The sequence below is a fragment of the Bradyrhizobium sp. CCBAU 65884 genome (assembly GCF_028128835.1).
In the GTDB taxonomy this organism is placed as follows: Bacteria; Pseudomonadota; Alphaproteobacteria; order Rhizobiales; family Xanthobacteraceae; genus Bradyrhizobium; species Bradyrhizobium ottawaense.
This window is the reverse complement of the sequence record NZ_LBJU01000130.1, coordinates 165,445-187,281: the sequence shown is the minus strand read 5'-3', so window position 1 is coordinate 187,281 and position 21,837 is coordinate 165,445. Positions and strand designations below refer to the sequence as shown.

Sequence of the window (21,837 nt, the reverse complement as noted above, 5' to 3'; positions counted from 1 at the left end):
CGCGTTATGGACATCCGCGCACCCGAGCAGCAGTATAATCCGTACCGCATCTATTCGCGCGAGGAGTGGGCGCGTCTGCGCGACGATACGCCGATGACGCTGGAGCCGGGCGAGTTCGACCGGCTGCGCTCGCTGCACGATCGCCTCGATCTCAAGGAAGTCGAGGACATTTATCTTCCGTTGTCGCGCCTGCTCTCGATCTATGTCGATGCGATGCAGCGCCTGTATTATGCGGAGCGCCAGTTCCTCAACATCCGCGACCGCAAGGTGCCCTACATCATCGGCGTCGCCGGCTCGGTCGCGGTCGGAAAATCCACCACGGCCCGCGTGCTCCAGGCCCTGCTGGCGCGCTGGTCGCCGCGCCCGAAGGTCGAACTCATCACCACCGACGGATTCCTCTATCCGAACGCCGTGCTCGACCGGCAGGGCATCATGCAGAAGAAGGGCTTTCCGGAAAGCTACGACCTGCCGCTGCTGCTCAGCTTCCTCTCCGATATCAAGTCCGGCCGCCGCCATGTGCGTGCGCCCGTCTATTCGCATCTGACCTACGACATCGTGCCGAACCAGTGGGCCGAGATCGACCAGCCCGATATCCTGATCGTCGAGGGCGTCAACGTGCTGCAGACCGGCAAGCTGCCGCGCGACGGCAAGGCGGTGCCCGTGGTCTCCGACTTCTTCGATTTCTCGGTCTATATCGACGCCGACGAAGCCCCGTTGCGGCAATGGTACATCAAGCGCTTCCTGGCGCTGCGCGACACCGCATTCACCAATCCAAAGTCCTACTTCAACCGCTACGCGCTGCTGTCGGACGAGGAAGCCACTGCCACCGCGATCGCGATCTGGGAGCGCACCAACCTCGCCAATCTCGAGGACAATATCCTGCCGACCCGCCCTCGCGCGACGCTGATCCTGAAGAAGGGCGCCGACCACACCGTGGAGAACGTGGCGCTCAGGCGACTGTAGTCGCGGCGGTCGGCGGATCCTGCGCGTTCGTGCAGCGTGTCTTTTGTTGCAGACCGGCAAGAGGTATTGGGCTATGACCTTCGAAAACGCGAGGGCTCGATGGTTGATCGTCTCAGAAGTGCTGCGGAACAGCTCGAAGCACCGACCTGCCCGGATTGCCATGTCGAGATGAGGTGGTACCGCTCGGAACTGCTCGCGGACGAGCCGGTTCCGGTCATTGCGCATCTCTTCGTATGTCCGCATTGCAAGCGTGCGGCAAAGACCGACACCATCTTCAAGGGCACCCCGGGGCCGCCCGACAAGCTCTCCGCACCGCGCTTCATAGCTTGCGCCGCGTAGCAGGTCATTTCCGGACCTCCTGTTGCTCTTTCGAGCGGACGAAGACCTGCCAGGCCGTCAGGAACATAGCCGCGACGAGTGGGCCGATGACGAAGCCGTTTGCTCCGAAAGCCGCAAGTCCGCCCAGGGTGGCGAGCAACACAATGTAGCTCGGCATCCGGATCGACTGTCCTACCAGGATGGGGCGGAGAAAGTTGTCCGCGAGGCCGATCACGAAGGTGCCGAAAGCGAGCAGGATGATTCCCTTCGTGACCGAGCCTGCCACGAGCAGATAGAGCCCGGCCGGAAGCCATACCAGCGCGGAGCCGAGCACGGGCAGAAGCGAGAGCAGCGCCATCAGCGCGCCCGCCAGTAGCGGCGCCGTCAGTCCGAGCAGCCAGAAGATCACCCCGCCAAGCGCGCCCTGAATCAGGGCAACGAGGATGATTCCCTTGATGGTCCCGCGAACCGCCAGGGTGAACGCATGCAGAATCTCGGCGCTGTGGCTCGCACGCAGCGGCAGGGCGTCGCGGATGCGTGCGTTCAGCTCGTCACCGTCGCGCAGCAGAAAAAACAGCAGGTACAACATCACGAGCAAGCTTGCGACGAATTCGAGGGTCAACTGACCGATGTTGATCGCGTGCCCGGCCAGCTGCTGGCCGGCCGGGACGAGCAGACCGGACAGGCGTTCCTTCAGGGCCGAAAAATCGATGCTGGCGAGCCGATCCGCCATGGGAGCAGCCCAGTCGGGCAGCGCGGATTTCAGCTGCTGAAGCGGATGAGCAAAACTGATCTCCCCCGACTGAACGCGCTGATACAGCTCCCCTCCCTGGTCGATGAGCGAAGCGATGACGATCGCGACAGGGATCAAGACGATCACCACCACGATGACGACGGTGGAGAATGCGACAAGGTTGCGCCTTCCCGGGAGGGTTTCCAGGAAGCGTCGATAGAGCGGGGCGAAGATGATGGCCAGCAGCGTGGCCCACAGCAATGCTCCGGAGAAAGGCCAGAGCACCCAGCCAAAGGCTAGCGTGACCACGGCAAGCAATACGAGAAATGAGCGGTCTTCCGATGTTCTCACGTGTTCGCCAGCCTTTCAGTCGGAACTCGCAAGACGTGGGTATCACAAGTCGATCGTGCGGGGGCAAGTCGCACAAGGTCAATCTGTCTGCGGCGTTTCGGCAATGTCTCGGCAAATCTCGGTTTGCGCAGACGTTGGCCGGATACCCTCCACGTGAGCCGGCTCGTCGAGAGGCCGGGGAAATCCGGCCCCTCCATCACGCCAGCGATCAGGGTCGAATGTGGGCGCTTCACTTGCCGGCTTTGGCGCTCCAATCTGCAGGCTTGAGGCGTCCGGCAAAGGTGGCGGGGCCCGAGCTGCCGGCCTTGTAAACGAAGGCCTCGCCTTCCCCGACGTCGCCGGCCTCCTTGCCGAAGGCATCGGCGATGTTCGTCTTGTGGGTGACCAGGAAATTGTTGCTGCCTGCCTTCGGCGGCGCGTCGACGAGCTGGCGCACGGCCTGCCCGGCCTTTGCATTGGCGCCGGTGGTGTTTGCCATTCCCGATGCGCTGGCGTTGCTGCTGTCCGTCAACGCGTCGACCGGCTTGACCTCGCGGCCGGAGATCAGCTTGCCGGCCTCGATCGCACGGTTGAGCCGGCTGGTGTAGACATCGCCGATCGGGATCGCGAGGTCCTTGACCGCTGCCCCGATCTGGAGCGCCATGTCCCTGCCCTTTTCGCTGAGCTGACGCTGGGCGCTCATGTCGTCGAACTTGAAGGGGTAGACGTCCTTTTGGCTGTCATCGGTGGCGGTGTGCCGAAAGATCAGCACGTAGCCGCCTTGCTTGAGCGAGGCGATGAGCTCCGGCGTATCGGCCGCGGCGTGTCGGGAAAATCCAGCGAGAAAGACAATGAATACGAGGCGGAAAAGCACGTTCATGCGCGAAACCCTCCTGCAAATGCCCCCGGAGGATGGTGACGCGCAACGCGGTCGATTTCAATTATCGATTGCCTGCCGGGATGAGTTCCCGCGAGATTTTCGGATCAGACGGCCAGCCGCCGTGACGCCGCCAGTCCCGCCAGCGCTTCGTCCAGCTTGTCGCGATCGAGCGGCTTGATCAGGAATCCGTTCATGCCCGCCTCGAAGCAGGCATAGCGATCCTCCACCAGCGTATTGGCGGTGAGCGCAAGGATCGGCGTGTGGTGGCCGCCGGTCGCCGCCTCATGCGTTCGGATTCGCTTCGTCGCCTCGATGCCGTCGAGCTGCGGCATCTGGATGTCCATCAGCACGAGATCATAGGGCGTGCCGGCCGATGAAGCGGCGAGCCAGGACTCCAGCGCGGCCTCGCCGTGGACGGCGATGACGACGCGATGGCCGAGCTTCGTCAGCAGCGAGCGCATCAACAGCGCGTTGATCTCGTTGTCCTCGGCGACGAGGATCGACAGGCCCTTGGTCGCTCCTTTGGCCGGCGTCGCGCCGGCAGCTTCCGCCGGTGGTTCCGGCGCCAGATCGGGCGAGGCCACCTCCGGCGTCATCGCAAGGCGCGCGGCGAGCGAGGCCGCCCGCAGTGGCTTCACCAGAAAACCGGTGAAGGCCGGGGACAGCTTTTCGTGGCGCGAGCCAGAAGTCAGCAGCACGAGGCGCTGCAACGCATGCGCGCGGGCCATTTCGCCCAGCTGGTCGGCCGCGGCAGGGCCGATCGCACGATCGATCAGCACCGCGTGCCATGAGCGTTCCGGCAGCAGCGCTTCGGCGACCGCGGCATCCGTAATCATGCAGGTCTGGCCACCCCAGCGCTCGAGGCGCCGCGCGATCAGCGAGGCCTCGATGCCGTCGGCGACGAGGAGCATCGACTTGCCGGTGAGGTCGGGACTTGGAAAGGCCGTCTGTCCCGCGCTGGCTTGCGACGGCGGAAGCGGCACCGCGATCTCGAAGGTCGAGCCTTTGCCCGGCTCGCTCGCGAGCGTGATCCGGCCGCCCATGCGCTTGACGATGCGCTCGCTGATGGAAAGGCCGAGCCCGGTGCCGCCATAGGTGCGGGCGACGCGCTCGTCGGCCTGCTCGAATTCGCGGAAGATGCGCTGCTGCGCCTCCGGCGCAATGCCGATGCCGGTGTCGCGGACCAGGAAGCTGACCTCGTTCGGCCAGATGCCGGGCTCGACGATCAGCGCGACGCCACCGCTCGCGGTGAACTTGATGGCGTTGCCGGCGAGGTTGAACAGCACCTGGCGCAGCCGCGCGGCATCACCGACCACCTCCAGCGGCAGGCGCTCGTCGACATAGGCGGCGATCTCGAGCGCCTTGGCCTGCGCGCGGGGCGCGAGCAGCTCGGTGATCTCCTCGACCAGGGTCGAGAGCGCGAAGGGACGCTGCTCCAGATCAAGCTTGCCGGCCTCGATCTTGGAATAGTCGAGCAGTTCCTCGATCAGCGCCATCAAGGCTTCGCCCGAGGTTTTCACCGCCTTGGCATAGGTCGCCTGCTCCGGGGTCAGATTGGTGTCGAGCAGGAGGCCGCCCATGCCGATGATGCCGTTGAGTGGCGTGCGGATCTCGTGCGAGGCCATCGCGAGGAAGCGCGATTTGGCGCGGTTGGCGGCGTCGGCCTGGTCGCGCGCGTCGGACAGAGCGCGTTCGGTCTCGGTGCGGTCGGTGACGTCGCGCCCCACGCTCTGCAATTCGGCGGGCTGTCCGGCATCGAGGCGGACATAGCCCTCGCGCCAGGCGATCCAGCGCGCGCCGAGCGGGGTTGCGATCTTCTGGTCGTGGATGCGTGTGCCGCTGCTCTCGCGGGCGCTGTCACCCTGCTCCAGCACGTCGAAATCGAAGCGCGTGCCGACCAGCGCGCTGCGCGCCTGTCCTGCGAGCGCGCAATAGGCTTCGTTGGCAAAGGTGATGCGGCCATCGGTAGCGCGCAGCACGATGAGGTCGCCCTGCTGCTCGAACAGGCTGCGGGCGCGTTCTTCCGCCTCCTTCAGCTCCCAATTGCGATCGATCAGCGCCTCGTTGTGGGCGGCGAGCGTACGCAGCCGCTTGCCCACGAAACGCAGGCGCATGCTCAGCGTCGCAAGGCCGAGGCAGGCGAGCGCGAACAGGAAGCTCGCGCCGATCGCAAAGGTGTGGGGATCGTAGCCGGAGTTCTCGGACCGGCTGCCGGACACGAAGCCATAGGCGCCGCCGAAGGTCGCCGAGAAGATCATGAAAGAGCGGATCGCGAAAGCGATGCGGGGATGCTGTCGCCTGAAGCGGCGCATGCGCACCTTGATCCGGAACGTCCGACCCATCGCCACCGACCCCGACTCTTCTTCGAAATCCCGCCACCCGCCGTCTGCGACGATGTCGCGCCGACCTTGCGAACAGCTTGAGGCTTTGGCGCTGCCTCCAAACAGGGTTGACCAGGTGTTAACGGCTCAGAGCGAGGCGGCTTGGAGCGGGAGCGGGCGATGGCCGCCATGGGCGCCGACGATCAGCGCCGCGGCCTCGCGCTGCGAGAACGACTTCGAGCGCACATAGATGCGGTAATCCGCCGGCCCTTCGGTGGAGAGATAGATCACCTGGCCGCCATCGACGGGCTGAGCGGCAATCGAGACGAGGCGCGTCGAGGGATTGGCCTGACAGGAATCCGGCTCGGAACCGAGACCGTCGTCGACCACGGCGAAGTCCGCTGTATCGGCATCGTCGGTGATCTGAACCCGCACCGTGGCCCGGGCGGGATCCTCGGTGAAGGCGACATGGACGCCGGCGGTCCAGAACAGGGAGGTGAGCTCGACCGAGGTTTCGCCGAGGGCGATGCAGGGATGCGAGACCGATCCGATCTCCGCGCGGGCGAACACCGCAGCCGCCAACAAGGGAACAACCGAGGCCAGGATCTTGAAACGCAACATGACACTCTACTCGCCGAGGCCCGGGGAACTCATTGGGCTTTATGGTTTGCAGAGCGTAAAGGAAACTCGTTACCGCCGGGTTGATGCGCGGAATGATCAAGCCATCTGGCGCACATCCTCCGCGAGTGCGCGGTAGGACAGCGCTTCGGCGAGATGCAGCCGGCCGATCTTGTCGGCTCGATCGAGGTCCGCCAGCGTGCGCGCCACCCGCAGCACGCGGTGATAGCCGCGCGCCGACAGCCGCATGGTCTCGGCAGCGTCGCGCAGCAGCTTCTGGCCCTGCGCGTCCGGCTTTGCGATCTCCTCCAGCACAGAGGCAGGAGCCTCGGCATTGGTGCGGACACGGGGCAGGCCGGCATCGGCATAACGCGCGAGCTGGATGTCGCGCGCCGCCGCCACGCGGGCGGCGACTTCGGCGGAGCCTTCCGCCGGGGGCGGCAGGATCAAGTCGGCTGCGGTCACGGCAGGAACTTCGATGCGCAGGTCGATACGGTCCATCAGCGGGCCGGAGATGCGCGCCTGGTAGTCGCCGGTGCACCGGTCGACGCGGCCGCGCTTGCAGGCATAGCCCGGCTCGAACGCGTTGCCGCAGCGGCACGGATTCATCGCCGCGACCAGCATGAAGCGGGCAGGGTAAGTGACGCGATGATTGGCGCGCGACACCGCGACCTCGCCGTTCTCCAGCGGCTGCCGGAGCGAATCCAGCACGCGCGGATCGAACTCCGGCAATTCGTCGAGGAACAGCACGCCCTGATGTGCCAGCGAGATCTCGCCGGGCTTTGCGCGCATGCCGCCGCCGGTGAGCGCGGCCATGCTCGCGGAATGATGCGGCGAGCGGAACGGCCGCTTGGCCGTCAGCGCGCCGCCCTCGATTTCGCCGGCAACGGAGGCGATCATCGAGACCTCGAGCAGTTCGCTCGGTGACAGCGGCGGCAGGATCGAGGGCAGGCGCGCCGCCAGCATCGATTTGCCGGCCCCGGGCGCCCCGATCATGAGCAAGTGATGCCCGCCGGCGGCGGCGATCTCCAGCGCGCGCTTGGCGCTTTCCTGGCCCTTGATGTCGCGCAGGTCGAGCGTGGAGGCGGCGGGCTCATGCACCTTCGGTGACGGCCGCGACAGCACCTGGGTGCCCTTGAAGTGATTGGCGATCTGGATCAGCGAGCTTGCCGCGATGATCTGGATGTCCGGGCTCGCCCATGCCGCTTCGGAGCCGCACGAGGCCGGGCAGATCAGCCCTTCCTCGCGCATATTGGCGCCGAACGCGGCGGGAAGAACGCCGGCCACGGGCGCGATCGAGCCGTCGAGGCCGAGCTCGCCGAGCACGGTGAAGCCGGTCAGCGCATCCGGCGGGATCGCGCCGATCGCCGCCATCAAGCCGAGTGCGATCGGCAGGTCGTAATGGCTGCCTTCCTTCGGGAGGTCGGCCGGCGCCAGGTTGACGATGATTCGCCGCGCCGGCAGCGCCAACCCTGAGGCGATTAGCGCCGAGCGCACCCGCTCGCGCGCCTCCGACACCGCCTTGTCCGGCAGGCCGACGATCGCGAACGCCGGCAGGCCCGGCGCGACCTGCACCTGCACGTCGACCGCGCGGGCCTCGATCCCCTCAAAGGCGACGGTGGAAACCCGCTGAACCATGCTCAAACCAGCCTGCCCCTCTCGCACAATTAGGGGTAGCAGAGACGGACCTTCTCCGCAAGAACAATACGGGAACGATCCCGGAGGGCGAGCAAGCCCTAACCAATCGTAAACGCCACGCCGACACTAAGCCTCGAATGCCGGCTTCTGTCCTCAGCACATTCCAACGAATGTCCGCTATTCCTGAGGCTGCGGGATGGGCCGTGGTCTAACGGGTGAACAATTCAAATGCTTGCAAATCGCCGGAGAAGCGAACGTCGGGTGTGCAGCCGGCTCGCCAAGATCCATTTTGGCGCGGGCTCGCTGCCGCGGGACTGCACGATCACCGATATTTCGGATGGCGGCGTGAAGGTGGTGGCGGAATTCCTGGAAGTGCCGCCGCAATTCACCATCATTTTCGCACCTGATTATTCCCGCCAATGCCGCCTGCGCTGGCGCATCGGCTGCGAATTCGGTGCCGAGTTCACCGACTAAGATCTCCCAGGCCGCGTCCTTAACGGGACTTTAGCGTTAATCGGTAAGCATCTCTGATCAGTTGCCGAGTGATCAGAGTATGTCCAAGCGTTCGTCCCTCGCCTCTCCCCCGGCGAGATTGCTGCTTCCCGCACTCCTGGTGCTTGTCCTCGGTGGCTGCCAGACCGCCGGCATCGAGGATGTGACCGGTGCGCTCGGTGTCAGATCGGAAACGGCGGTCAAAGCCGACGCCAAGCCAGAGATGGACGCCTTGCGCGAGCGCTATCGCGCCAAGCCCAGTGATCCCAACGTTGCGCTCGCCTACGGCAAGGCGCTGCGCGAGACCGGCCAGCGCGCGCAGGCGGTTGCGGTCATGGAGCAGGCGGTGCTCGCCCATCCCAGCAACAAGGCGCTGCTCGCCGGCTATGGCCGCGCGCTCGCCGACAGCGGCAATTTCCAGCAGGCCTTCGACGTCCTCAGCCGCGCGCATGCGCCGGAGGATCCGGACTGGCGCATCCTGTCGGCGCAAGGTGCGGCGCTCGATCAGCTCGGCCGCAACGAGGAGGCGCAGCAATATTATGCCGCGGCGTTGAAGATCGTGCCGGACGAGCCGACCGTGCTGTCCAATCTCGGCCTGTCCTATATGCTGCAAAACAATCTGCCGAAGGCCGAACAGGTGCTCGGCCGCGCTTATCAGCGCAATCAGAACGATGCGCGGGTCCGCGCCAATCTCGCGCTCGTGCTGGGATTGCAGGGCCGCGAGGCCGAGGCCGAAATCCTCGTGAAGGCAGATTTGCCGCCGGACCAGGCCGCGGCCAAGGTCGCGGCGCTGCGGCAGCTGCTGGCGAAGAAGCAGCAGCGGGCGGATAAGTAGTCCGCCCCTTTTGGTGTACGCTTACGACGCCTTGCGATGCGGCGCCGAGTTGCGGCTTGACTTGCCCTTCAACTTCTTCAGCAGCGGTCCGAGCAGCGAGCGCTTCGGCTTCTTCACCTCGCCGCGGCCGGCGAGGCGGTTCGCCATGTTCTGGAACAGCTCGGTGGTGCGGTGGTTCTTGGAGACCTCCGCGATCATCTGGCCGTTATTGGCGGCGGTGGAGAACAGCTTTGAATCGAACGGGATCACCGCGATCGGCTGGCTTTCCATGGTCTTGGCGAACGCCTTGACCTCGATCTCCGCGCGCTTGTGCATGCCGACCTGGTTGATGCAATACAGCGGCGGCCGGTCGTTTGGCCGCGCCGCCTTCAGCACGCTCAGCATGTTCTTGGTGTTGCGCAAATTGGCGAGATCGGGCTCGGCCACGATGACGATGTCGTCGGCGTTCACCAGCGCGCGCCGCGTCCAGCCGGACCATTGGTGGGGAACGTCGAGCACGATGCAGGGCGTGGTCATGCGCAGCGTGTCGAACACGGCGTCGAAAGCTTCGGCGCCGAAATCATAGACGCGGTCGAGGGTGGCAGGCGCCGCGAGCAGGCTGAGGCGCTCGGTGCATTTGGAGAGCAGGCGCTCCATCAACGCCGTGTCCGGCCGGTCCTGCGACAGCACCGCGTTGGCGATACCCTGCACCGGGTCCTGGTTGTAGTCGAGGCCCGCGGTGCCGAAGGCGAGGTCGAGGTCGATCACGACGGAATCGAGCGCGAGGTCACGGGCGATGGTCCAGGCCAAATTGTGCGCGACGGTGGAGGCGCCGACGCCGCCCTTGGCGCCCACCACCGCGATGACGCGGCCGGTGATGATGGCCTCGGAGGCCGAGAACAGGCTGCAGATGGAGCGGACCACGTCGAGGGTTTCGACCGGTCCCACCACATAATCGTTGACGCCGCGGCGCACCAGCTCGCGATAGGGCGCGGTGTCGTTGGGATTGCCGATCACGACCACGCGTGTGCCGGGGTCGCAGACGCCGGCGAGGTCGTCCAGTCCCTCGAGGATGTCGCGCGTGCCGTCGGATTCGATCACGATCACGTTCGGCGTCGGCATCGATTCATAGACTTCGATCGCCGCGGCAAGGCCACCGTCCTTGGCGGTGAGGTGCGCCTTGGCGAGCCGGCGGTCCTGCCCGGCCGCGGTTACCGCGGCCAGCGTCTTCTCGGTCTCGCAAAAGGCCTGCACCGAAATGCGGGGAACCGGCGCAATGTGTTCCTCGGGGTGCTGCGGATCGTCCGCTTCTTCGTCGTGGATGCCCGTCATTTGCCTGTGTCGCTGAGCTTGGCCCTGTCGGCCTCGGAATTGGGAGTCGAGATCGCAGTGCCCTTGCGGTAGCGATCAAAGGCGATGTCGCGCCGCGCGGTATAGGCCGGCGTCTCGGATCGCGGCTGCTCGAGGTCGGCCGGATTGTCGATCATCGCGGCGAGATTGCGCTGGCTGGCGCAGCCCAGATTGAAGTAGGGCCGGTTCTCGTTGTAGCCGGGATCGAGGATGTTGGGGCCGAGGTCTTCCGGCCACAGCCCGCAGGGGCCGGCGACCGCGGCGATCTTCGAATAGCTCAGGCGGATGGTGGGCAGCAGCCCGGGATCTTCAGGGCGATAGGGATGCTGGACGATGGCACGCGACGGCACGCCGCCGGATGCGAGCACGGAACGGATTTCCCGATAGGTCGCAGCCGCCGCGCGCGAATTCGCAGCGTCGACGGGAACGTCGACGACGACGGAGCCGGTGCCTTCGCGCACCCAGTCCCGGGCGATGCCCGCGACGTCCGAATGCTGCGCGGCCGACAGGCCGCCCCTCGCCTTGCCGACGAAGATCACGATCGACTTCTTGCCTTCCTGCACCGCGATCGGGTGGCGCTGGCGATAGTCGGTCGGTACCGTCTGGGTGACGATCTCACCGGTGGTGTTGCAGGCGCCCAGCATGACGGAGAGCCCCGTCAGTGCCAGCGCAACGCCTAGATTGCGACGTCGATCGGCTGTCGTCTTCGTCATCGCTTCGTCCCCTCTTGCCCGATTCCCGCCCCGTTCCCCAGCCGTCCGTTCGTCTCAGTCGATGATGAAGCCGAAATCGCCGGGCGCGCCGGCAATCGGATCGACGCGACGCGCGATGCCATAGAGGCGGTTCATGCGGCCGAGCAGTGCGGTCTGCGCGTCCGAGGCCGGCGCGAAGCCGTCGTCGGGCCGCGCCAATTCCTTCTGGGCGACCGCGCGCACCACATAGGGCGTCACGATCACCATCAGCTCGGTCTCGTTGTTGACGAAGTCCTGGCTGCGGAACAGCGCGCCGATGATCGGCACCTGGTCGACGCCGGGCAGGCCGTTGATCGCCTGCTTGGTCTGCTGCTGGATCAGGCCGGCCATCGCCATCGAGCCGCCCGAGGGAATTTCCAGCGTCGTCTCGGCGCGGCGAGTCTGGATCGAGGGGATGGTGATCGAGTTGCTCGAGGTCGAGGACACCGCCTGCGTCAACGTGATCGAGTTCGTATTCGACAGCTCCGAGACCTCGGTCATCACGCGCAGGCTGATGCGACCTTCGCTGAGCACGACGGGAGTGAAGTTCAGGGAGATGCCGAACTTCTTGTAGGTGACCTGGGTGGTACAGACGTGGGTGACCGGATCGCAGGAATAGCCTGCCGGGATCGGGAATTCGCCGCCGGCGATGAAGGTGGCGGATTCGCCCGAGATCGCGGTCAGGCTCGGTTCGGCGAGCGTGCGCATGACGCCGGCGCTTTCCATCGCGCGCATGGTGGCGCTGACGGTGGCGACGCCCTTGGCGAGGCCGGCGACGCCGAGCCCGTTGCTGCCGACGATCGGTCCGCCCGAGACCGAGAACGGGTTGGAATTGTTGAAATTCACCACCGCGGTGCCGGCGTTCAGGCTGGCGCTGAGATCGACGCCGAGCTGCTTGACGATGTCGCGGCGCACTTCGCCGACGACGACCTTGAGCATCACCTGGTCGCGGCCGCGCACGACGATGCTGTTGACGACCTTGTCCGAGCCGCCGACCAGTTTTGCGGCGACCTCGCCGGCCTGCTGGGCCTCGACCGGGCTCGACACCGATCCGGTCAGCATCACGCTGTCGCCGACGCCTTCGATCTGGACGCCCGGCAGCGACTGGCGCAGGGCCGCGCGCATGCCGTTGAGGTCGCGCTTCACTGCGATGTCATAGGAGGCGACCTGCTGGCCGTCGGCAGTGAAGAACACGACGTTGGTCTGGCCGACCTGGCCGCCGATGATATAGGCGCGCTGGGCCGAGCGGATCACTGCATTGGCGATCTTGGGATCGGCCACCAGCACGTCCTTGACCTCGCGCGGCAGGTCGATGACGACGGATTTGCCGACGCCAAGCGAGAGAAAACGCGTCTTCGCCGACGCGATGGTCCCGACCGACGACACGCCGAGATCCGGTGCCTGCATCGGCGCCTGGTCGCCGACCGGCGCATCCGTCGCGCTGACGAGGTCGGGGGCTGCGAGCAGCCCCAGCATCAGCATCGTCCCCGTCCAGAACGAGCGCGTGCGCTTCCCCCGAAGGCGCAGGCCCATCCGATCATCCCCGTAGTTCATGCTATCCCCATCATCACTTCTGTGACGTCAATTGCCGTGCCTGCACCCCGTAACGGATCACGTTCACGCCGCCCGCACGCTTGATCCCCTGGTCCTCGGGCGTGCCGTCGACTGCGTTGGCATCGACGATGCTCCGCAGCGCGAGCTGGAGCGTGCCGCCCTGGCGCGCGGCTGCGAGCACTGCGACCTGGTCGGGCCGAAGCTCGAGCGTGACGGTCTTGCCGACGACGGCGTTCTGGCCGTCCTTCTCCTTCGGCGCCTGGTCGATCGCGAGCACGCGGATGTTGGTCAGGATGACCTCGGACAGGACGAGGTCGTTGCCGCCGGTCGGACCGTTATTGTTGTTGGCGCCGTCGGGGTTCTTCAGACGGCGGGTCAAGACGATGTCGACGCGGTCATTCGGAAGGATGAAGCCGCCAGCGGCGGTCTCGGCTGAAATCTCGGTGGAAACGGCGCGCATCCCGGCGGGCAGGATCGCGGCCATGAAGCCGGAGCCGTCGGCCTTGACCAGCTTCTGCTCGCGGATCGGCTCGCCCTGCATCAGGGGGACGCGGGCGATCGAGCCGGCGATCTGGGTCTGCGCCTCGGGCCTGCTGTCGCGGCGGATGAAGGCGCTGCTCGCGGTCGCTGCCGGCCAGGCCTGCCATTGCAGGTCCTCGGGCTTCACGGCCTGGCCGAGCCCGATGTCGGACTTGGCGACGAGGACCTCGACGGTCGGCAGCTTCTCGGCGACGGGCAGGACGGGCGCGGGCTTGTTGTCGAAGCCGCTCGCCAGATACGCAGCGACACCACCGGCGCCCAGCGCGATGACGAGAACGACAATGCGTGCGGTATTCATACGCTTCTACTCTTACGCGGGGCACTCGAACCGCACCTGGCGGGTTCCCCGTGTCGATGAGTAGGGAGTAAAAGTATAAGGGGTGTTGCGAGGCCGAATGCGATGGCCGGCCTTGATGCTGGTTTTCGGCAGATGGTGAACGCGGCGTTATCCGGTCGGCCAGCGGCCCCGTAGATTCACGCAGTACGGAACGTCCGTTCGAATGACATGCGCGGCGTCATGGTGAATGGGTGGTTAGTGGTGTGTGGGTGCGATCATGCCAATGAGATCGCAGCGCGCTCCACAACATCGGTGTCGTCCCGGCGAACGCCGGGACCCATAACCCCAGGGAGCAGTTTGACGAAGATTGAGCGCCCGGTACCGCGACCAAGCTCCCCGGATAGATTCCGCGGTATGGGTCCCGGCGTTCGCCGGGACGACGCTGAGGAGAGTTCGCGCGCTCCGCAACGTCATCATTGCAGAGTGCTACTTCGCCCGCTTCTGTTCGATCACGTCCCAGACCTTCGCCGCAACATCGGGGCCGCCGAGGCGCGCGATGGCGCGGATGCCCGTCGGCGAGGTGACGTTGATCTCGGTGAGGTTGCCGTTGATGACGTCGATGCCGACGAACAACAGGCCGCGCTCGCGCAGCGCCGGTCCGACCGTGGCGCAGATCTCGCGCTCGCGCGGGGTGAGCTCGGTCTCCTGCGCCGCGCCGCCGCGCACCATGTTGGAGCGGAGGTCGTCGGCGGCCGGCACGCGGTTGACGGCGCCGGCGAACTCGCCGTTGACCAGAATGATGCGCTTGTCGCCGTGCCTCACCTCGGGGATGAATTGCTGGATCACCCAGGGCTCCCGGAACGTCACCGAGAACATGTCGAAGAGCGAGCCGAAATTCATGTCCTGCGGCATCACGCGGAACACCGCCGCGCCGCCATGGCCATGCAGCGGCTTCATGACGACCGCACCATGCTTGTCGCGGAACGCGTTGATCTCGTCGAGGTCGCGCGAGATCAGGGTCGGCGGCATCAGCTGCGGAAAATTCATCACGAACAGCTTTTCCGGCGCGTTGCGCACCGAGGCGGGATCGTTGACCACCAGCGTCTTCGGATGGATGCGCTCCAGAAGATGTGTCGAGGTGATGTAGGCGAGGTCGAACGGCGGGTCCTGGCGCAGCAGCACCACGTCAAAGCCGTTCAGCGCCTCGCGCCTGGGCTCGCCGAGCGTGAAGTGATCGCCCGGCTCGTCGCGCACGGTCAGGAGCTGAACCGGAGCCACGATCTCCTCGCCGACCATCGAGAGCTTGTCGGGCGTATAATAGGACAGGCCGTGGCCGCGCTTCTGCGCCTCCAGAAGCAGCGCAAAGGTGGAATCGCCCTTGATGTTGATGCGGGCGATGGGGTCCATCTGGACGGCGACGTTCAGTTTCATGGTCTGCCTTTCAGGTCGAGGCGTCGAATGCCGCCAACACATGGCGCGGAAGTGAGCGCGGCGCAATCAGCATGGCGTCGAATCGCAATTCGAATTCGGCATGCTCGGGATGCGCGACGAGCCAGCCTTGCGCGGCATCGATGATGCGCTGCTGCTGGCGCGGCGTCACCGCGAAGGCGGCGTCATCCAGCGTGGCCCGTGCCTTGACCTCGACGAAGGCGATCAGATTGCGGCGGCGCGCCACGATGTCGATCTCGCCATGCGGCGTGCGGTAGCGTTTGGCCAGGATGCGGTAGCCCTTGGCCATCAGATAGGCCGCAGCGCGGCTCTCCGCGGAGATGCCGGTGTGAAACGCGGCGACGCGCTCGGGCGAGGCGACCTTCGGTTCCACCGGGACCTCAGTCTTCGCCATCGCCGCCCCTTAAGTCTTTTGCAAGCTCGAGCGCGCGGGCATAGACCTCGCGGCGCGGGCGGCCGGAGAGCGCGACCGCATGCGCCACGGCATCCTTGACGCTGTGCGCGGCAAGCTGTTCGCGCAACAGACCGTCCAGCGCATCCGATGTCAGCATTTCGGCGTCGGCCGCTGGCGGAGCGATCACCAGCACGAATTCGCCGCGCGTCTCCAGCGTATCGGCCTCGCGCGCCAGCTGGCTCAACGGTGCGCGCGAGATCTCCTCGTGCAGCTTGGTCAGCTCGCGGCAGATCGCGGCCTCGCGCGCCCCCATGATCTCGGCGAGCTCGGCCAGCGTGTCCTGCACGCGGTTGCCGGATTCGAACATCACCAGCGTCGCATCGATGCGCGCGAGTTCGGTCAAGCGCGCCTTTCGCGCGGCGGATTTCGCCGGCAAAAAGCCTTCGAAGAAGAAGCGGTCGGTCGGCAGTGCCGCCACCGACAGCGCCGCCAGCACCGAGGACGGGCCGGGCAAGGCATACACCGCATGGCCGGCGGCGCAGACCTCGCGCACCAGCTTGAAGCCGGGATCGGAGATCAGCGGCGTGCCGGCATCGGAGACCAGCGCAATCGAGCCGCCCTGCCCCAGCGCCTCCAGGATTTTCGGGCGCGCGGCTTCCGCATTGTGCTCGTGATATTGCTTGAGCTGCGCGGCGATGGCGTAGCGCTCGGTCAGGCGTCGTGTGATGCGGGTGTCCTCGCAGGCGATGACATCGACGCCGGCGAGGGTCTGGAGCGCCCGCAGCGTGATGTCGCCGAGATTGCCGATGGGGGTTGCGACCAGATGGAGGCCCGGTGCCGCCTTCGGCGCCGCAAGCCGATGGGCATCGATGCAGAAACCGCGCGAGGCGGCGTCTTGAGCTTCAGGCGTATTTATCGGGACCGGCTTTGCGCGCATAATGAAGTCAACTTAGGCATGATCCGCAGGGCTGGGAACCGGTTCGCCGAAAAAGATCGCGCCGAGGTGAGGGGCGAGGAACGGACGGGAATGTGATCGATCCAGGATCACGCCGAGAGGGCGTGAGGGCTCTCGCGCCATATTCGCGACCGAAACGCCGCCTTGATGCTGAATGAGCGAGGGCAAACAGCTGCCGGGACAGCAAGGCGGCCGCGTTAAGCGGCTATTATCCTTTTGTTTCGGTTAACTATTTGCCGACAATATGCCTGAATCCGCGGCTTGTGTCGTGGAAAGAATGTCGTGACCCGCCGGCGCCGACGGGTCAGAAGAGAAGCTGAAATGGTGGGCCCGCGTTTTCCAAAATCTCCCGTTCCCGGGTCCCTGATGTCAGGGGCGACCCGCCGGAGCGCGCTCGGCCTGTTGCTCGGCACGCCCCTGCTGTCGGCCTGCGCCGGCGTGCAGCAGAGCCTGAGCCAGTTTTCCAACCCCTTCTCGAACTCGACGCCGCCGGCTCAGCCCGCAGGTCCCCCGCAACAGGCGACGACCGCCGGCACCGGCGGCGTGAAGGTCGCCGTGATTCTGCCGCTCTCGGCCGCCGGCAATGCCGGCTTGGCCGCGCAATCCATGCGCAACGCCGCCGAGATGGCGCTGGCCGAGTTCCAGAACCCGAACATCCAGCTGCTGATCAAGGATGACAATGGCAGCCCGCAAGGCGCGCAGGGCGCCGCGCAGCAGGCCGTCGACGAAGGCGCCGAGATCATTTTGGGACCGCTGTTCGCGCAATCGGTGCCGGCGGTGGCGCAAGTCGCGCGCACGCGCGGCATTTCCGTGATGGCGTTCTCGACCGATTCCAGCATCGCGGGCCGCGGCGTCTATTTGCTCTCCTTCCTGCCGGAGTCCGACGTCAACCGCATCGTCGAATATTCCGCCAGCATCGGAAAGCGCTCCGTCGCCGTGCTGGTGCCCGACAATGCCTATGGCAATGTCGTCGAGGCCGCGGTGAAAGCGGCCGTGCCACGCCGCGGCGGGCGCATCGTCGCGTTCGAAAAATACGGCGCCGATCGCGCCACGCCGGCGCGCACCGTGGCGCAGCAACTCGGCAGCGCGGATGCGTTGTTCATTGCCGATGACGGCGATGCCGTGGTGACGGTCGCAGATGCGATGACCGCGGCGGGCGCGAACTTACGCAACATCCAGTTGCTCGGCACCGGCCTGTGGGACAATCCGCGGGTTTATGCGAATGCGAGCTTGCAAGGCGGCCTCTATGCCGCGCCCGACCCGGCCGGCTTCCGCGCCTTCTCCGGCCGCTACCGCACCAAATACGGCGCCGAACCGATTCGCACGGCAACGCTGGCCTATGACGCGGTCGCCCTCGTCGCCGCGCTGGCGCGCACGCAAGGCACCACGCGCTTCTCGTCCGACGTACTGACCAATCCGTCCGGCTTTGCCGGCATCGACGGCCTGTTTCGTTTCCGTGCGGACGGCACCAACGAGCGCGGGCTTGCGGTGATGAAGGTGACCCAGGGTGGCGGCGTTGCCGTCGCGGGCTCGCCGAAGAGTTTTGGGGCGTAGTTCGGGACGACAGTGCCGTAGGGTGGGCAAAGGCGCGCTTCGCGCCGTGCCCACCATCTCTCAGCTAATCGCATGGAATTCGTGGGCACGCTTCGCTTTGCCCACCCTACGGCAGCGCGTTATGCCGCGAGATCCGCGACCACTGCATCCAGCACCGGAAAACCGCTGCTCGTCACGCGCAAGCGGCCCGTCGCATCCACCGTGATCGCGCCTTCCTCGCGCAGTAGTGCGATGCGCTTGGGGTCGAGCGGGCGACCGGAGAGGGCTTTGTAGCGCTCGGGGTCGATGCCTTCGGCGAGACGCAATCCCATCAGCAAAAATTCGTCGGCGCGCTCTTCGCTGTTGAGCAGATCGTCGGTGACGACACCATGGCCGTTGGTCTCGACCCGCATCAGCCAAGCCTCGGGACGCTTCTCGGTGGCGGTGGCGTGCCTGACGCCGTCGATGTCGAGCCGGCCATGCGCGCCGGGGCCGATGCCGGCATATTCCTCGCCGCGCCAATAGACCAGATTGTGCCGGCACTCGGCGCCGCGCCGCGCGTGATTGGAAATCTCGTAGGCGGGCAGCCCGAGCTTGTCGCAGGTCTCCTGCGTGACGTCGTAAAGGGCGCGCGCCACCGCTTCGTCCGGCGTCTTCAATTTGCCGGCCTGGTGCAGGCCGAAGAACGGCGTGCCTTCCTCGATCGTCAATTGATAGAGCGACAGATGCTCGGCCGCTTTGTCGATGGCGAGACGCAGCTCATCGGCCCACATCGCCGGCGTCTGGTCGGGACGGGCGTAGATCAGATCGAACGAATAGCGATCGAACGAGCGGCGCGCTATGGCGACGGCATCGAGCGCCTCGCGCGCGCTGTGCAGGCGGCCCAGCGCTTTCAGCGAGGCATCGTCGAGCGCCTGCACGCCGAGCGAGACGCGGTTGACGCCGGCGGTGCGATAGCCAGCAAAGCGCGTGGCTTCGACGCTGGTCGGATTCGCCTCCAGCGTCACCTCGACATCGCCGGCGACGGTCCAGTGCTTGCCGATCGCATCGAGCACCGCGCCGACCGTTGCGGGCTGCATCAACGACGGTGTGCCGCCGCCGAGAAAGATCGAGGTGACCTCACGGCCGGGCGAGCGCTCGGCGGTGGCTGCGATCTCGCGCGCGAAGGCGGAGGCGAAGCGCGCCTCGTCGATCGCAGCGTGGCGGACATGGCTGTTGAAGTCGCAATACGGGCATTTCGACAGGCAGAACGGCCAGTGCACGTAGACGCCGAAGGCTTCCTTAGCGCGGCTCAAGGCAGATCTCCGCCAGTTTCACGAAGGCGCGGGCGCGATGCGACAGGCCAAGGCCGAGCGGCGGCAGGCCGTGCTTCTCGATGCTGTCCATCTCGCCGAAGGTGCGGCTGTGGCCGTCCGGCAGGAACATCGGGTCGTAGCCGAAGCCGGCGGTGCCGCGCGGCGGCCAGACCAGCGTGCCGTCGACGCGCGCCTCGACCTCTTCGAGATGATCGTCGGGCCAGGCGACGCAGAGCGCGGAGACGAAATGCGCTTTGCGCTTGTCCGGCGTGGTGGCGCCGCGCTCCTGCAACAGGCGCTCGATCTGCGCCATCGCCGCGGCGAAATCCTTGGAAGGTCCAGCCCAGCGCGCGGAGAAAATGCCCGGCGCGCCGTCGAGTGCGTCGACCACGATGCCGGAATCGTCGGCAAACGCGGGAAGCTTGGTCGCCCGCGCCGCCGCGATCGCCTTGATCGCGGCATTGCTGCGGAAATCGTTGCCGGTCTCGTCGGGCTCGCCGAGGCCGAGCTCTCCGGCCGACACCGCCTCGATGCCGTACGGCGCGAGCAGCTCCTTCATCTCGGCGAGCTTGCCGGGATTATGGGTGGCGATGACCAGCTTTCCGGTGATTCGGCGGTGCATGGGCTTATTGACTACGCGACAGCCAGTTTCTGCAAGTCCACGAGACGCGCGATGCCCTTTTGCGCCAGGGCGATCAGCTTCAGGAACTCGTCCTGCGTGAACGGCTCGCGTTCCGCGGTGCCCTGCACCTCGATGATGCGGCCGTCGCCGGTCATGACGAAATTGGCGTCGGTCTGGGCTTCCGAATCCTCGGCATAGTCGAGATCGAGCACGGGCGTGCCGTTGTAGATGCCGCAGGAGATCGCAGCGACGTTGTCGCGCATCACATTGGCCTTGATCATGTTGCGCGCCTTCATCCAGTTGATGCAATCGGCGAGCGCGACCCAGGCGCCGGTGATCGAGGCCGTGCGCGTGCCGCCGTCGGCCTGGAGCACGTCGCAATCGACCGTGATCTGGCGCTCACCGAGCGCTTCGAGATCGACGATGGTGCGAAGCGAGCGGCCGATCAGGCGCTGGATCTCGACGGTGCGGCCACTTTGCTTGCCGGCGGAGGCCTCGCGGCGGGTGCGTTCGGAGGTCGCGCGCGGCAGCATGCCATATTCGGCGGTGACCCAGCCGCGGCCCTGGCCCTTCAGCCACGGCGGCAGGCGATCTTCCAGCGTGGCGGTGACCAGCACATGGGTGTCGCCGAATTTCACCAGGCAGGAGCCTTCCGCATATTTGACCACGCCGCGCTCCAGCGTCACGGGGCGCAATTCGTCGGGCGCACGGCGGCTTGGCCGCATGGGAAATCCTCCAAAACTCGCAGGTTAGGGCTATTCGCGGTGCTTGTAGGTGGGGTGAGGGTATGCGGCAAGGGGAAAGGACAAGGCTTTTTCACCCCCGGTTCTCCACCCTGCAAACGCGACGCTTGTCAGAACCCTCCTGGATGGACAAATTATGAGCATCTGAGAGGAGTTACCGTCTGTGGCCCATCACGATCCGATCCATCTGATCGCGCCGCGCGCAGGCCTCGCCCAGCTCAACGAGCGTTCTCGCGACATCTTTCGTCAAATTGTCGAAAGTTACCTCGCGACCGGTGAGCCCGTGGGCTCGCGCAATATCTCGCGCCTCATCGCCATGCCGCTGTCGCCGGCCTCGGTCCGCAACGTCATGGCCGATCTGGAACAGCTCGGCCTGATCTACGCCCCGCACACCTCCGCCGGTCGGCTGCCGACGGAACTCGGCCTGCGGTTCTTCGTCGATGCCCTGATGCAGGTCGGCGACCTCAACGAGGCCGAGCGGCAGTCGATCCAGAGCCAGCTTGCCACCGTCGGCCAGGCGCAATCGGTCGAGGCGGCGCTGGACCAGGCACTGACGCGGCTGTCGGGCCTGACCCGCGCCGCCGCGGTGGTGCTGACGCCGAAATCCAATGCGCGGCTGAAACACATCGAATTCGTCCGTCTGGAACCGGAAAAGGCGCTGGTGATCCTGGTCGGCGAGGACGGCCAGGTCGAAAACCGCGTGCTGTCGCTGCCCCCCGGAGTTCCCTCCTCGGCGATCACCGAGGCCGGCAATTTCCTCAATGCGCGCATCCGCGGGCGCACCCTGGCCGAGGCGCGGCTCGAGCTCGAGACGGCACTTGGAGAGGCCCGTGCCGAGCTCGATCAGCTCGCACAGAAGGTGATTTCCGCCGGCATCGCCAGCTGGTCCGGCGGCGAGAACGAGGATCGCCAGCTCATCGTCCGCGGCCACGCCAATCTGCTCGAAGACCTGCATGCGCTGGAGGATCTGGAACGGGTGCGCCTGCTGTTCGACGATCTCGAGACCAAGCGCGGCGTGATCGACCTGCTGGGGCGTGCCGAGACCGCTGAGGGCGTGCGTATCTTCATCGGTTCGGAGAACAAACTGTTTTCCTTGTCCGGCTCCTCTACGATCATCTCGCCCTATCGGGACGCCGCCGGCCATATTGTCGGTGTTTTGGGCGTGATCGGGCCAACCCGGCTGAATTATGCCCGCGTGATCCCGACCGTGGACTACGCGGCCCGCATCGTCAGCCGTCTTTTGGGAGGCTGATCGGCGTTTCCGCCGATCACGGGCGCTTGATTTTC

General features: G+C 66.0%; 21 protein-coding genes. 6 read left to right on the top strand and 15 right to left on the bottom strand.

The window, feature by feature from the left end; translation table 11 throughout:
- The first annotated feature begins 6 nt into the window (after window positions 1–6).
- The gene (gene coaA / locus XI03_RS32680; RefSeq protein ID WP_028139389.1) at window positions 7–963 is read left to right on the top strand and encodes a type I pantothenate kinase; all 957 of its coding nucleotides are present in this window, start codon (window positions 7–9) and stop codon (window positions 961–963) included.
- 99 nt (window positions 964–1,062) lie between these two features.
- On the top strand, window positions 1,063–1,302 hold the full coding sequence (locus tag XI03_RS32675) for a hypothetical protein (protein WP_028139390.1): 240 nt from the start codon (window positions 1,063–1,065) through the stop codon (window positions 1,300–1,302).
- Window positions 1,303–1,306: 4 nt separating this feature from the next.
- Here XI03_RS32675 and XI03_RS32670 read toward each other — a convergent pair whose 3' ends face one another.
- From XI03_RS32670 to XI03_RS32650, 5 genes are all read right to left on the bottom strand, one after another.
- The gene (locus XI03_RS32670) at window positions 1,307–2,365 is read right to left on the bottom strand and encodes an AI-2E family transporter (protein WP_271594402.1); all 1,059 of its coding nucleotides are present in this window, start codon (window positions 2,363–2,365) and stop codon (window positions 1,307–1,309) included.
- Between the two features lie 229 nt (window positions 2,366–2,594).
- Window positions 2,595–3,224: a histidine phosphatase family protein gene (locus XI03_RS32665; protein WP_271594401.1), complete on the bottom strand. Its 630-nt coding sequence runs from the start codon at window positions 3,222–3,224 to the stop codon at window positions 2,595–2,597.
- Between the two features lie 104 nt (window positions 3,225–3,328).
- Window positions 3,329–5,566, bottom strand: a complete 2,238-nt coding sequence (locus XI03_RS32660; protein ID WP_271594468.1) for a PAS domain-containing hybrid sensor histidine kinase/response regulator — start codon at window positions 5,564–5,566, stop codon at window positions 3,329–3,331.
- Window positions 5,567–5,692: 126 nt separating this feature from the next.
- On the bottom strand, window positions 5,693–6,166 hold the full coding sequence (locus XI03_RS32655; RefSeq protein ID WP_028139394.1) for a hypothetical protein: 474 nt from the start codon (window positions 6,164–6,166) through the stop codon (window positions 5,693–5,695).
- A 96-nt stretch (window positions 6,167–6,262) separates the two neighbouring features.
- Window positions 6,263–7,801 (bottom strand): YifB family Mg chelatase-like AAA ATPase, encoded by a 1,539-nt coding sequence (locus XI03_RS32650; RefSeq protein ID WP_095424553.1) that lies wholly within the window; start codon window positions 7,799–7,801, stop codon window positions 6,263–6,265.
- Between the two features lie 228 nt (window positions 7,802–8,029).
- Here XI03_RS32650 and XI03_RS32645 point away from each other — a divergent pair, with 228 nt between their 5' ends.
- Together XI03_RS32645 and XI03_RS32640 are read left to right on the top strand one after the other, a co-directional pair.
- Window positions 8,030–8,275 (top strand): PilZ domain-containing protein, encoded by a 246-nt coding sequence (locus tag XI03_RS32645; RefSeq protein WP_011083489.1) that lies wholly within the window; start codon window positions 8,030–8,032, stop codon window positions 8,273–8,275.
- Between the two features lie 79 nt (window positions 8,276–8,354).
- Window positions 8,355–9,128, top strand: coding sequence for a tetratricopeptide repeat protein (locus XI03_RS32640; protein WP_028139396.1), 774 nt, complete (start codon window positions 8,355–8,357; stop codon window positions 9,126–9,128).
- Window positions 9,129–9,149: 21 nt separating this feature from the next.
- Here XI03_RS32640 and XI03_RS32635 read toward each other — a convergent pair whose 3' ends face one another.
- From XI03_RS32635 to rsmI, 7 genes are all read right to left on the bottom strand, one after another.
- Window positions 9,150–10,439, bottom strand: a complete 1,290-nt coding sequence (locus tag XI03_RS32635; protein ID WP_028139397.1) for an AAA family ATPase — start codon at window positions 10,437–10,439, stop codon at window positions 9,150–9,152.
- Window positions 10,436–11,170: a CpaD family pilus assembly protein gene (locus XI03_RS32630; protein WP_028139398.1), complete on the bottom strand. Its 735-nt coding sequence runs from the start codon at window positions 11,168–11,170 to the stop codon at window positions 10,436–10,438. The genes XI03_RS32635 and XI03_RS32630 overlap by 4 nt, the downstream gene beginning before the upstream one ends.
- Before the next feature lie 54 nt (window positions 11,171–11,224).
- Window positions 11,225–12,742 (bottom strand): type II and III secretion system protein family protein, encoded by a 1,518-nt coding sequence (locus XI03_RS32625; RefSeq protein WP_271594400.1) that lies wholly within the window; start codon window positions 12,740–12,742, stop codon window positions 11,225–11,227.
- 13 nt (window positions 12,743–12,755) lie between these two features.
- Window positions 12,756–13,580: a Flp pilus assembly protein CpaB gene (cpaB, locus tag XI03_RS32620; protein WP_271594399.1), complete on the bottom strand. Its 825-nt coding sequence runs from the start codon at window positions 13,578–13,580 to the stop codon at window positions 12,756–12,758.
- 465 nt (window positions 13,581–14,045) lie between these two features.
- Window positions 14,046–14,990 (bottom strand): glutathione synthase, encoded by a 945-nt coding sequence (gene gshB / locus XI03_RS32615; RefSeq protein WP_038948653.1) that lies wholly within the window; start codon window positions 14,988–14,990, stop codon window positions 14,046–14,048.
- 10 nt (window positions 14,991–15,000) lie between these two features.
- Complete coding sequence (locus XI03_RS32610) at window positions 15,001–15,402, bottom strand: YraN family protein (RefSeq protein WP_028139402.1); 402 nt, start codon at window positions 15,400–15,402, stop codon at window positions 15,001–15,003.
- Window positions 15,389–16,339, bottom strand: coding sequence for a 16S rRNA (cytidine(1402)-2'-O)-methyltransferase (rsmI, locus tag XI03_RS32605; protein WP_038972286.1), 951 nt, complete (start codon window positions 16,337–16,339; stop codon window positions 15,389–15,391). The genes XI03_RS32610 and rsmI overlap by 14 nt, the downstream gene beginning before the upstream one ends.
- Before the next feature lie 339 nt (window positions 16,340–16,678).
- On the opposite strand from rsmI, the gene XI03_RS32600 reads away from it, so the two are divergent.
- Window positions 16,679–17,911 (top strand): penicillin-binding protein activator, encoded by a 1,233-nt coding sequence (locus XI03_RS32600; protein ID WP_271594398.1) that lies wholly within the window; start codon window positions 16,679–16,681, stop codon window positions 17,909–17,911.
- Between the two features lie 119 nt (window positions 17,912–18,030).
- On the opposite strand, the gene hemW is transcribed toward XI03_RS32600, so the two are convergent.
- The 3 genes from hemW to rph are packed head-to-tail and all read right to left on the bottom strand — an operon-like array spanning window position 18,031 to window position 20,532.
- On the bottom strand, window positions 18,031–19,185 hold the full coding sequence (gene hemW, locus XI03_RS32595; RefSeq protein WP_271594397.1) for a radical SAM family heme chaperone HemW: 1,155 nt from the start codon (window positions 19,183–19,185) through the stop codon (window positions 18,031–18,033).
- Entirely contained in the window at window positions 19,172–19,807 is a 636-nt protein-coding gene (gene rdgB / locus XI03_RS32590) for an RdgB/HAM1 family non-canonical purine NTP pyrophosphatase (RefSeq protein ID WP_028139406.1), read from the bottom strand. Before rdgB ends, hemW begins: the two co-directional genes overlap by 14 nt.
- Before the next feature lie 11 nt (window positions 19,808–19,818).
- On the bottom strand, window positions 19,819–20,532 hold the full coding sequence (gene rph, locus XI03_RS32585; protein WP_018323503.1) for a ribonuclease PH: 714 nt from the start codon (window positions 20,530–20,532) through the stop codon (window positions 19,819–19,821).
- Between the two features lie 181 nt (window positions 20,533–20,713).
- On the opposite strand from rph, the gene hrcA reads away from it, so the two are divergent.
- Complete coding sequence (gene hrcA, locus XI03_RS32580) at window positions 20,714–21,802, top strand: heat-inducible transcriptional repressor HrcA (RefSeq protein WP_028139407.1); 1,089 nt, start codon at window positions 20,714–20,716, stop codon at window positions 21,800–21,802.
- The last annotated feature ends 35 nt before the right edge of the window (window positions 21,803–21,837 follow it).